An 11,165-nucleotide genomic window follows, 5' to 3' on the forward strand; every position below is an offset into this window, starting at 1 on the left:
AGCTGAACAGCTTTCCGAACCTGTGGGGTACGTGTGATTACATTACGCACCCCCCGACCAACGGTCAATTACAAGCCGCACCCCGGGCGTGTCGCCCGGACCCCACCCAACACGAGGACTCAAGAGCGCGGGGCCGTGGCGCCCGCGGAGGGGCGAGTTGTGGCGAGTTGGGATCCCCGCGCGCTTTATGCGGGAGTCCCCACTCGCCACTGTCTGAGCGAGGAGCGGGCGCCACGCCCCCGCGCGGCCTAAACGAACGCGCACCCCGGTCCGAGGATCGACCCACCCGGTTTCGACCAGCGCGCTACGCGCGCAGGCTCAACCAGCGAGATGGACCAGCGCGCTGTTTCGACCAGCGCGCCACGTGCGCAGGTTCAACCAGCGAGATGTTTACCGTCCCGCTGGTTGAGCCGCGACGGAGGAGCGGTCGAAACCACAGCGAGCCGACCTACAGTCCGAGGGCCGGCCTACGCGGTGTCGACCAGCGCGCTCCGCGCGCAGGCCGCCGGATTGAGCCCGTCGAAATCCACTGGATTGAGCCTGTCGAAATCCGCTGGATTGAGCCTGTCGAAATTTCAACCAGCAAGGTTCTCCCCCTCCTACCCGACCAGAGCGCTTCATAACTCCTGCAATCCACACCGTTGGCCCGACACCGCCCAGCAAAACATTGGGCGAGGCTGCCACCGAGCGCCAGATTGCAGGAGTTATGCCGGCCGGCCCGCGCGGAAAGCGGATCGGGAGAGGGAGAGGGAGAGAGGAAGAGATTGCCGAGGCTACTGAACGAAGACTCCGGCCAGCGTCTTCTTGCCGCGGCGCAGCACGGCTACTCCCCCGGCCAGTGTGGACCCCTCGATGGTGGCGTCCTCGCTGGTGACCTTGGCATTGTTCAGGTACACCCCGCCCTGCTTCACGGCACGGCGGGCCTCGCCCAGACTCGTGGTGAGACCGGTGTCCACGAGCAGTTGGATGATGGCAGCGTTCGGGGTGGTGGTGGTGTTGGGCAGTTCGCGCAGCGCCGCTTCGAGGGTCGACGGGTCGAGATCGGCCAGGTCGCCTTGGCCGAAGAGGGCCTCGGCAGCGTGGATCGCAGCATCCGTCGCCGGCACCCCGTGCACGAGACTCGTGACCTCGTACGCCAAGGTGCGTTGCGCTTCGCGGCGGAACGGCTCGGTCGCCACCAGGTCGGCGAGACGTTCGATCTCCACGCGACTGAGGAAGGTGAAAACCTGCAGGCGAAAAATCACGTCGGCATCGTCGGTGTTCACCCAGAACTGGTAAAAGGCGTAGGGGCTCGTCAGCTTCGGGTCGAGCCAGATGGCGTTGCCCTCACTCTTGCCGAACTTGGTGCCGTCGCTGTTGGTGATCAGTGGCGTGCCGATCGCGTGCACGGTGTCACCCTCGGCGCGCCGCACCAGGTCGGTGCCGCTCGTGAGGTTGCCCCACTGGTCGCTGCCCCCGGTCTGCAGCATGCAGTTGTACGTGCGGTGCAGCTCGAGGTAGTCGAGGCCCTGCAGAATCTGGTAACTGAACTCGGTGTAGCTGATACCCGCGTCGGAGTTGAGGCGGGCGCTGACGGCATCCTTCTTCAGCATCGTGCCCACCCGGAAGTACTTGCCGATCTCCCGCAGAAAGTCGATCGCCGAAAGCGGGGCGGTCCAGTCGAGGTTGTTCACCATCGTGACGGCGTTGTCACCCTCGGCGCTCAGAAAACGCGAGACTTGGGCCTGCAGGTAGCCCACCCACTCGGCAACGGTGTCGGCCGGGGTCAGCGTGCGCTCGGCGGTCGGGCGCGGGTCACCGATCAGGCCGGTCGAACCACCGACGAGCCCGAGCGGATGATGGCCGGCAAGTTGCAGGCGGCGCATCAGCAGAATCTGCACCAGGTTGCCAAGGTGCAGGCTCGGTGCGGTCGGGTCGAAGCCGCAGTAGTAGGTGATCGGCGGCCCGGCGAGCAGTTCCTTCAGCTCGGCGGCGTCGGTTGACACGTGCACGAGGCCACGCCACACGATTTCCTCCCAGACGTCGTCGAAGGAGGAATCATTGGACTGCTGGGAGAGGATCGCGGGATCTGACACCGGTCCAGATTACCAGCGGCGTTCTTCGACGAAGTTACCGGGCGCATGGCCGGGCGCGTGTACCGTAAATTGCTAAGCGTGTGGCCTCACTGCAGGAGACTTTAGGCCACAGGCTTTACTTATAGCACTTTAGGTTAGAGACTTATTTCTATGGATGCACCCGTATGTTTGTGATGACCGTATGTTTGTGATGACCGTATGTTTGTGATGACCGTATGTTCGTGATCACCGCCGACCAGATCGACAGCCGCAACGATCGTGACCGCGCCGGCGAGATGATCGCCCAGCTCACCGCCGACCTCGGCCAGGCCTTCTCGCTGCCGGCCGACCAGACCTCGGGCGACGAGATCCAGATTCTGATGCCGAACGCCCGCTCCGCTCTCACGACCATTCTTGCCCTGCATCGGTCCGGCTTCTGGAGCATCGGACTCGGGGTCGGCTCGGTGCGTACCCCGCTCCCCCTTGCCACCCGGCAGGCCACCGGCGGCGCGTTCATCGCCGCCCGCACCGCCGTCACCCGGGCCAAGAAGACGGATGCCCGCTTCGCCCTGAACGTGGAGGCATCCGTCGCTGACGCGGTCAGCCCCCCCGAGCCGCTCGACGCCGACCCCGGCGCGCGCACTCCCGAGCGTCCCGCCCTGGGATCGCCGACCCGGCCCGCGGTCGAACAACTCGACGCCGTCGATGTCGAGGCGCTGCTCGCGATGCTGTTGCTGTTGCGCCAACGCCGGTCCATCGAGGGCTGGGAAGCCACCGACCTGCTGGAACAGGGGCTTCCGCAGGTCGAAATCGCCGGCATCCTCGGCATCTCGACGGCAGCGGTCAGCCAGCGTGTGAAGAGCGCACTCTGGAGGGTCGATGAAGCCGCCCGCCCGGCACTCGTTAGGCTGCTAGAGAATCTCGACCGCGCCACGAGCGAAACGGACCCTGCTGCATGAACTTCTACTCCCCCCTCGACTTTCTGGGCTTGCTCTACGCGCCACTCCTGCTGCTCGTGACCATCTGTTCACTCGTCTTCGCGGTGATGGCCTTCAGGCTGCAGCGGCAGCTGTTCGCGATCATCTCGGCCGGGGCTCTCGCGGCGGCGTTGTTCATCGCGGCGATTCCCACCCAGGCCGGGGTCGGCGGCGCCGGCGCTCTGCTGAGCCTGCTCACCGTGGCTCTCGCCGTGGTCGGCGGCGGACCGATCGCCGTGCTCGCACTCACCCTCGCGACGAAGAACACCGTAGCGCCAGGTGCCCACGGCGGGATCCTGGTGGGCTCGCCCACCCTGAGCTCGGTTTCCGCGACGCCCGCCGTCGACGACAACGGCGTGCCGATCACCCACGAGGTGCTGCGCGGCGGGCTCACCATTGGAATTCTCGAGCGCCTCGCCGTGGCCGGTTCGATTCTGGCCGGGTTTCCCGAGGGCATCGCCGTCATTGTGGCGATCAAGGGCGTCGGCCGGTTCACGGAGCTGGCCGCACCCGAATCGCGGGAGCGGTTCATCATCGGCACCCTCGCGAGCCTCACGTGGGCCTGCGCCTGCGCGACACTCGCCGTGATGGCGCGCGGCTAAGAGCGACTAAGCGACCGTCGGCGCTCGGCGACGCGACTTCAGCAGGCTCGGAATCACGGCCAGGCCCGCGATGGTGATGACCGCACCCATCAGCGTGGGTATCAGCGGGGTCGAGGTGGGGGTCGTCGTCGCGATGTCGAACACCGCGTGGAACACCGCCACGACCACGATGCTGCCGGAACTCTTCAGATAGAGCCAGGCAAACACCAGCGATGCCACGAGAATGCTGACCGCGAATCCAATGAAACCGGCGGCGGGCATCGCCCGATAGGTGGGCGTGATTCCAAACAGCGGCAGGTGCCAGGCGGCCCACATCGCGCTCACGATCAGCGCCGTGACCAACGCTGAATGCCGACGCTGCAGGGTGGGTTGGGCAAATCCGCGCCAGCCGATCTCCTCGCCGAAGCCATAGAAGAGCAGGTTCGCAGCCCAGAACACGAGCAGTGGCAGGGCCGCATATTCGACACTCGCCCCGAACCGGTTGACGTCGGGCCACACACCGTCGACCACACGGGCGACGACCACCGCGATCGCGAACAACACCAGCGGCCCGAGTACGGCGAGCAACAGCCAACGCGCCCGGCCGCGCACCGCCACCACGCGGCGGCCGAGGTCGGCCAGCCCGACCCGGCCGGCCACGAAGGCCGTCACGATAATCGCGGCGATCGCCGGGCCGAGTCCGCCGGCGAGGTGCAGGTATGGCGACGCGCTGAACGAGACCCAACCCTGCCGGTCGGCGAGCAGCGGCACCCAGAATGCCCACGAGATCGCGTAGGACAGCACGACGAAAGTCACAACGGGGTGCCGCGACACGGAGACCATATTCAGATCATAGGACCCGGCTCAGACACGACGACCGACCAAGCGCGGCGCCTTGCGGTACGGCGAGACGGATGCCTCGCCCGGCAGCCAGAACCGCCACGGGTACTCCGCGCCGCCGCCCGCACCGCTGACTCCCGTGCGCGGGCCGGCGAGGAACGGTGCAACCCCGTCGGACAGCGTCAGCTGGAACGGCGCCTCGGCGAGATCGGCGCCGCTTTCGAGCAGGGTGATGCCGAGCGCTTTCGTGAGACGGGCCGGGCCCTGGGCGAGGTCGGAGTCGTTGCGTGAGGTGGGGCGGCGCATCCGTGCCTCGGGCAGGCCCTCGACGATCTCGCCTCCGCGCAGCAGCAGGGCGGATGCCTCCCCCTCAGGCCCGCAGACCACGTTGGCGCAGACGTGCATTCCGTAACTGAAGTAGGCATAGAGGTGGCCCGCCGCGCCAAACATGGGCGCGGTGCGCGGGGTCGGGCCGCGAAACGCGTGCGAGCCGGGGTCGACGGTGCCGAGGTACGCCTCGACTTCGGTCACCCGGAGCGAGACGCCGTCGCGGGTCAGCACCGCGCCCAGCAGCAGCGGCGCCACCTCGAGTGCGGGTCGTTCCAGATGCGCGCGGTCAAAGCTCATGGCGTGTTCACACCCTTCATTCTGCACGGCAGGGCGCGGCCGGGTGACCTTCGGCACTACTCGCCGGGTTGAGATGAGAGTTGGGTACAGGTAGAAAGCGGGCACCATGAGGAAACTGCAGGACACCAAGCCGATCTGGCACGCTCTGATCTGGATCTTCGGTTACATCCTGATCGTGAACGTGGGTGATGCGGTCTCTGAAGCGCTCGGAATCCCGAATTCCGGCACCGCGCTGCTGGTCATCGTCTACTCACTTGTGCTGCTCGGCTATCTGCGCGCCGGTCGGCGCACCGAATTCTACGGTCTCCGCCGGCCCGCGACCGGTTCGTTGCGCCTGACGGCCTACTACCTGCCGCTCCTGGTGCTGGCGTTCTTTCAGTACAGCAAGGGCCTCAACCCCGAACTGACTGCGCGGGCCATCGCCTTCATCTGCGTGCTGATGATCGGCGTCGGATTCCTGGAGGAACTGATTTTTCGTGGCCTGTTGTTTCAGGCCATCCTGAAGAAGAAGACCGTGTTGCGGGCGATCTACATCGCCGGCATCACCTTCGGTCTTGGCCACCTCGTAAACCTGACGCGCGGATATTCACCGACTGACCAGCTCATTCAACTCGTCGCAGCAATCGCCATCGGCATCGCGCTGGGCTACTGCGTCGCCATCACCCGCAGCATCCTGCCCGGAGTGCTCTTTCACATCCTGTTCAATATCAGCGGAAACGTCAGCAACCACGACCCGCTGTGGGACACGGTTCTCGTCGGCGCGATGATCGTGGTGCTGGTGCCCTACATCGTCTACCTGCACCGTGTGCTCAGACGGATGCCGGTGGTCCCCACCGACCGCACGCCAGCCGTCACCGGCGCCCCCGCCACGGCGTGACGGGGGCTGACAGCCTTCTGGCTAAGCCGCGATGGTGATCGCGAGCACGCGCACCCGCTCGACGAGCGCGGTGCGCTGCTCGGCGACCCGCACCGGGGCAGTGCCACCGAGGCCGTCACGGCTCTCGACGGAGCCGCGGATGGTGAGCACCTCGCGTACCTCGGGCACCAGGTGCGTCGAAATGGTCCGCAGCGCCGCGTCGTCGACCTCGTGCAGGTCGAGATTGTGGGTCTCGGCGTATTTCACGAGCGAACCCGTGATTTCGTGCGCGTCTCGAAAACTGACGTGGCGTTTGACGAGCCATTCCGCGACATCCGTCGCCAGGGAAAAGCCCTGCGGGGCCAGTTCCGCCATGCGTTCGGTGTGGAACTGCAGCGTCGCGACCATTCCGGTGAAGGCCGGCAGCAGCACCTCGAGGGTCTCGATCGAGTCGAGGACGGGCTCTTTGTCCTCCTGCAGGTCGCGGTTGTACGCGAGCGGCAGGCCTTTGAGCGTGGCGAGCAGGCCGGTCAGGTTGCCGATCAGGCGGCCCGATTTGCCGCGCGCGAGCTCGGCGATGTCGGGGTTCTTCTTCTGCGGCATGATCGACGATCCGGTGGAATAGCCGTCGTCAAGGGTGACGAAGCCGAATTCCTTGGTGTTCCAGAGGATGATCTCCTCGGCCAGGCGGGACAGGTCGATGCCGATCTGGGCCGTGATGTACGCGAATTCGGCGACGAGGTCGCGGCTCGCGGTGCCGTCGATCGAGTTCTCGACGACCGCGGAGAATCCGAGGTCGGCGGCGACGAGACCGGCGTCGAGGCCGAGGGTATTGCCGGCGAGGGCGCCGGACCCGTAGGGGGAGGCATCCGCTCGGCGACCCCAGTCGGCGAACCGGTCGAGGTCGCGCACCAGCGGCCAGCAGTGCGCGAGCAGGTGGTGCGCGAGCAGCACCGGCTGGGCGTGCTGCAGGTGGGTGCGGCCGGGCATGATGGCGTCCTCGTGGGCTTCGGCCTGGGCGGCGAGGGCATCGATCAGTTCGATGACCATCGCGGCGAGCGTGGCCTGGTGGTCGCGCAGCCACATGCGCACGAGGGTCGCGACCTGATCGTTGCGGCTGCGGCCGGCGCGGAGCTTGCCGCCGATTTCGACGCCGATGATGTTGATGAGCCCGCGTTCGAGGGCGGAGTGCACGTCTTCGTCGGCGTCGGCCGGCAGAAATTCGCCGGCGACGACGGCGCGCTCGAGTTCTTCGAGCGCACCGACCATCTGGGTGAGTTCGGTGTCGGTGAGATAACCCGCCGCGGCGAGGGCCCGGGCGTGCGCGCGGGAGCCCTGCAGGTCGTAAGGGGCAAGCATCCAGTCAAAATGCGTGGATTTGCTCAGCCGCGCCAGTTCCGGCGACGGTCCCCCGGCGAAACGGCCGCCCCAGAGGGCGCCCGCCTTTCCGGCGCGATTGGTCTTTTTCTCAGGCGACACTCGTGGCCTACTTCGCGGCGGCGGCGTCGCGGCGGGCGGCAACCTTGCTCGGCAGCGACCACAGCTCGATGAATCCCTTGGCCATGGTCTGGTCGAAGGAGTCGCCGGTGTCGTAGGTGGCGAGGTTGAAGTCGTAGAGGCTCGTGGTGCTCGAGCGCCCGGTGACGACGGCGCTGCCGGCGTGCATCTTCAAGCGGATGTCGCCGGTCACGTACTTCTGGGTGTCCTCGATGAACACGTCAAGGCTCTTCTTGAGCCCGGAGAACCAGAGGCCGTCGTAGACGAGCTCGGCCCACTTGCTCTCGACGCCGCGCTTGTAGCGGGCGACGTCGCGCTCGAGGGTCATGTTTTCGAGCTCTTCGTGGGCGGCGATGAGGGCCATTCCCGCGGGAGCTTCGTAGATTTCGCGGCTCTTGATGCCCACGAGGCGGTCTTCGACGATGTCGATGCGGCCCACACCCTGGTCGCCGGCGAGGCGGTTCATGAGCTGGATGACCTGCAGCGGGGTGACCTTCTTGCCGTCGATGGCAACGGGCACGCCCTGCTCGAAGCTGATGACAACCTCGGTGGGGGCGCGGGTGACCGACGGGTCCTGCGTGTAGGTGTAGAGGTCTTCGATCGGCGCGTTCCACGGGTCTTCGAGGAATCCGGTTTCAACGGCGCGGCCCCAGACGTTCTGGTCGATCGAGTACGGGCTCTTCTTCGACTGCGCAATGGGCAGGTTGTGCGTCGCGGCGTATTCGATGGCCTTGTCGCGGGTGAGCTCGAAGTCGCGCACCGGGGCGAGCGAGGTCAGCTCGGGGGCGAGGGCGGCGACGGCGGATTCGAAGCGAACCTGATCGTTGCCCTTGCCGGTGCAGCCGTGGGCGACGCTGTCGGCGCCGAGCGCGATGGCCGTGGAGGCGAGGTACTTCGCGATGAGCGGGCGGCTGATCGCGGAGACCAGCGGGTAACGCTTCTGGTAGAGGGCGTTCGCCTTGAGCGTCGGGATGATGTAGTCGTTCGCGAACTCATCCTTGGCGTCGATGACGATGGATTCAACCGCTCCGCAGTCCAGGGCTCGCTGGCGGATGACGTCCATGTCTTCGCCCTCCTGTCCAACGTCGACAGCCAGAGCTACGACCTCTTTACCGGTCGCGTCCTTCAGCCAGCCGATGCCAACCGAAGTATCCAGACCACCCGAGTATGCGAGTACAACACGTTCCGCCATGGTTCTCCCTAAATCTTGATCTATTTGAGCTTACGGGGTAGAGGGAGGGGCCCGGTTCGCACGGGCCTGTTCGCGGGGTCAGCTGGTCGGGTGGCCAGCTGGTCGGCGTCCCCTAACACCCCGCGGGCCTTGACGCCGCTTGTGGACAACTCCCTGGGACGATCGACACCGGCCTACGGTGACCGCATGCGCCCTTCCTCACGAGTTCCTTGGCCGAAATTTCTGGTTCTTGCCGTCGCCTCCACCCTCGTCGTCAGCGGATGCTCCGCCACGCCAGAGCCGGCTCCCCCGCCCACCGCGTCGCCAACCGCACTCACTGCTCCTTTCTTCGACTCTCACGAAGACGCGCTGGCCGCTGCGACCCAGGCCTACGCCGCATACAGCGAGCAGGCGGCCGCCCTCTTCTCAACACCCGGTTCGAACCCGGAATTGATTCGCACCGTTGCGTCCGAGGAGTTCGCCGACGCTCTCATCGCCGAGGCACTACAGATTCGGGCAGACGGCCTGCAGATCGCGGGCCAGAATTCCTTCGATGGCGTCACGCTTCAGAGTGTGGACGAGACCACGGCCGCGGGTTCGGGTGTGGTCGTCGTTCAGCTCTGTCTCGACGTTTCCGGCTCCGACATCATCAACACGTCAGGAGTGTCCATCGTGGACAAGACACTCCCCGCCAGAAGCCCTTATGTGGTGAGTTTCGACTGGCAGGATCCCGCGAATCCGGGCACCCTCCTCGTGGGATCTCAAAGCCCGCTGCTCGGGGCCGCCCGGTGTGAGTAGATGCGCCGACACGGCCCACATGAGATATCGGGCCTGTGCAGAACTCCCACGGGCGGGCCCAGTGCCCTACGGTGACCGCATGCGCCCACAATCCCGCGAAATTCTGCCGAAACTAATCCTTCTGGCTCTCGTGTGTGCACTGAGCGGATGCGCCGCCACCCCCGAGCCCGCTCCCCCGACCTCGGCGCCGTCCCCGACCGAGACGTTCACCCCGGTCTTCGCCAACAACGACGAAGCCCTGGCCGCCGCAACGGCCGCCTATGCCGCCTACCAAGAGATGAACGACGTGATACTCCAAGCGGGTGGCCAGCAGCCCGAACGTATAGAACCCTATGTTGCCGCAGAACGGCTGCCCGTCGAAATCCAAGAGTTTCAAGATTTCCAGAATATCCAGGCCCACACCGTAGGGGCATCGGCGTTTGTCATCACGCAGTTGCAGTCTGCCCGGTATCAAACGGTCGAGCAGACCGACATTGTTGTCTACCTCTGTGATGACCTCAGCGAAGTTGACATGGTCGATCCTGCTGGAATGTCACTGCTAGCTGGCGACACGTCGCGTCGGACTCCCTTCGAAGTCCGATTCAAATTCGAGGGAGGCGTGCTCGTCTTGTATGGCCGGGATTTCTGGAATGGCGGAGGCGTCTGTTGATTGCACACTGGATCACGATGGCTGCGTTCTTGCTTGCCGGTCCGGCAGTACCAAGTCCTCCGGCGACCCTGCATGGTGTGATCGACTGCACGAAATCGGCGCAGTACGGCGTGACGTGTCCCCCCAAAACGTTTGCCAATGCAACAAACGGCACGGCCCAGGTCGGAGCGACGGCCACCACACCAGCCGTCGAGGCCACCAAGACCCCCGAGACCACAGTCGAAGTCCACACAAAACTTCGCGTCGATCCTTTCGTCCGCTGGCTGCTCACGGACGACCTCACTCTTCCACTGGACCAGCGCCCCATCAAGAGCATTGTGAAGGGCCCCGGGCTAGTCGAGATCCGACCAGATCGTTTCGTTCTGGCATGCATGACCGGCGACCCGTGCGACCCGAACCGCCCCGCCGTCGTAGTGACTCCGGGCATCCCGGCCATGCGCATCACCGACCTCGCCACCTTCACCCCGGATGCCCCCACCCAGCAGATGCAACCCAACGGCTGGATGGTGAAGGGGCTCGCGACGAACTTCGTGGCGCGAGCATCCGCTCACGAACAAACCGGGACCCTGCTCGGCCTGCCCGCCGACGTGCGCTTCACCCCGATCAGCTACGCCTGGGACTACGGCGACGGCACCACCGGCAGCTCAGCCACGGGCGGCGCCACCTGGCAACAACTCAACATGCCAGAGTTTTCCGAGACCGCAACGAGTCACACCTACAAACCCGGCGAATACACGATCACGCCAAGCGTCACCTACAGCGCCGAATACCGCTACGCCGGATCCGACTGGCTGCCCGTCGACGGCACCATCACCATCCCCGGAGCACCGACGACCGCGACGGCCTGGATCGTGCGCACCGCCCTCGTCGCCAAGAACTGCCTCGACGACCCCGAAGGCATCGGCTGCTACACGAAAGACGACCCCATCCCCAACCAGTGAGCGGCCAGGGCTAGCAGCCAAAGCGGCCATTCTCGCTGGTTGAGCCTGCGCGCGCAGCGCGCTGGTCGAAACCGGGCGAGCCGACCCTCAGACCGTGAGTCGCCTCGCGGTGGTTTCGACACGGGCGCGCCAACAGCATGCGCGCCCGGCTCAACCAGCGAGGCGGGCCAGAAG

Annotated in this window: 11 protein-coding genes; 6 read left to right on the plus strand and 5 right to left on the minus strand. The window is 65.8% G+C overall.

What is annotated here, in order from left to right:
- Window positions 1–773 precede the first annotated feature (773 nt).
- A complete protein-coding gene (tyrS, locus tag D6T64_RS00805) occupies window positions 774–2,075 on the minus strand; it encodes a tyrosine--tRNA ligase (protein ID WP_119970513.1) in 1,302 nt (433 codons plus the stop codon).
- 215 nt (window positions 2,076–2,290) lie between these two features.
- Between tyrS and D6T64_RS00810 the strand changes: the two genes are divergently transcribed.
- Together D6T64_RS00810 and D6T64_RS00815 are read left to right on the plus strand one after the other, a co-directional pair.
- Window positions 2,291–3,013 (plus strand): DNA-binding protein, encoded by a 723-nt coding sequence (locus tag D6T64_RS00810; RefSeq protein ID WP_119970515.1) that lies wholly within the window; start codon window positions 2,291–2,293, stop codon window positions 3,011–3,013.
- Window positions 3,010–3,633, plus strand: a complete 624-nt coding sequence (locus D6T64_RS00815; protein WP_119970517.1) for a hypothetical protein — start codon at window positions 3,010–3,012, stop codon at window positions 3,631–3,633. The genes D6T64_RS00810 and D6T64_RS00815 overlap by 4 nt, the downstream gene beginning before the upstream one ends.
- Window positions 3,634–3,639: 6 nt before the next feature.
- On the opposite strand, the gene D6T64_RS00820 is transcribed toward D6T64_RS00815, so the two are convergent.
- Window positions 3,640–4,455: a CPBP family intramembrane glutamic endopeptidase gene (locus D6T64_RS00820; RefSeq protein WP_119970519.1), complete on the minus strand. Its 816-nt coding sequence runs from the start codon at window positions 4,453–4,455 to the stop codon at window positions 3,640–3,642.
- 21 nt (window positions 4,456–4,476) lie between these two features.
- Window positions 4,477–5,079, minus strand: coding sequence for a DNA-3-methyladenine glycosylase (locus tag D6T64_RS00825; RefSeq protein WP_119970521.1), 603 nt, complete (start codon window positions 5,077–5,079; stop codon window positions 4,477–4,479).
- Window positions 5,080–5,185: 106 nt separating this feature from the next.
- Here D6T64_RS00825 and D6T64_RS00830 point away from each other — a divergent pair, with 106 nt between their 5' ends.
- A complete protein-coding gene (locus D6T64_RS00830; protein ID WP_119970523.1) occupies window positions 5,186–5,956 on the plus strand; it encodes a CPBP family intramembrane glutamic endopeptidase in 771 nt (256 codons plus the stop codon).
- Between the two features lie 21 nt (window positions 5,957–5,977).
- Here D6T64_RS00830 and argH read toward each other — a convergent pair whose 3' ends face one another.
- Both argH and D6T64_RS00840 read right to left on the minus strand, forming a co-directional pair.
- Entirely contained in the window at window positions 5,978–7,414 is a 1,437-nt protein-coding gene (gene argH, locus D6T64_RS00835; RefSeq protein ID WP_119970525.1) for an argininosuccinate lyase, read from the minus strand.
- Window positions 7,415–7,421: 7 nt separating this feature from the next.
- Entirely contained in the window at window positions 7,422–8,624 is a 1,203-nt protein-coding gene (locus tag D6T64_RS00840) for an argininosuccinate synthase (RefSeq protein WP_119970527.1), read from the minus strand.
- Between the two features lie 186 nt (window positions 8,625–8,810).
- On the opposite strand from D6T64_RS00840, the gene D6T64_RS00845 reads away from it, so the two are divergent.
- The 3 genes from D6T64_RS00845 to D6T64_RS00855 all read left to right on the plus strand — a co-directional run bounded on the left by D6T64_RS00845 (window position 8,811) and on the right by D6T64_RS00855 (window position 10,991).
- The gene (locus D6T64_RS00845; RefSeq protein WP_147364395.1) at window positions 8,811–9,401 is read left to right on the plus strand and encodes a hypothetical protein; all 591 of its coding nucleotides are present in this window, start codon (window positions 8,811–8,813) and stop codon (window positions 9,399–9,401) included.
- 79 nt (window positions 9,402–9,480) lie between these two features.
- Window positions 9,481–10,050, plus strand: a complete 570-nt coding sequence (locus D6T64_RS00850) for a hypothetical protein (RefSeq protein ID WP_147364396.1) — start codon at window positions 9,481–9,483, stop codon at window positions 10,048–10,050.
- A gap of 110 nt (window positions 10,051–10,160) precedes the next feature.
- Window positions 10,161–10,991, plus strand: a complete 831-nt coding sequence (locus D6T64_RS00855) for a PKD domain-containing protein (RefSeq protein ID WP_147364397.1) — start codon at window positions 10,161–10,163, stop codon at window positions 10,989–10,991.
- Window positions 10,992–11,165 lie beyond the last annotated feature (174 nt).

The organism is Cryobacterium melibiosiphilum, from assembly GCF_003602235.1.
In the GTDB taxonomy this organism is placed as follows: Bacteria; Actinomycetota; Actinomycetes; order Actinomycetales; family Microbacteriaceae; genus Cryobacterium; species Cryobacterium melibiosiphilum.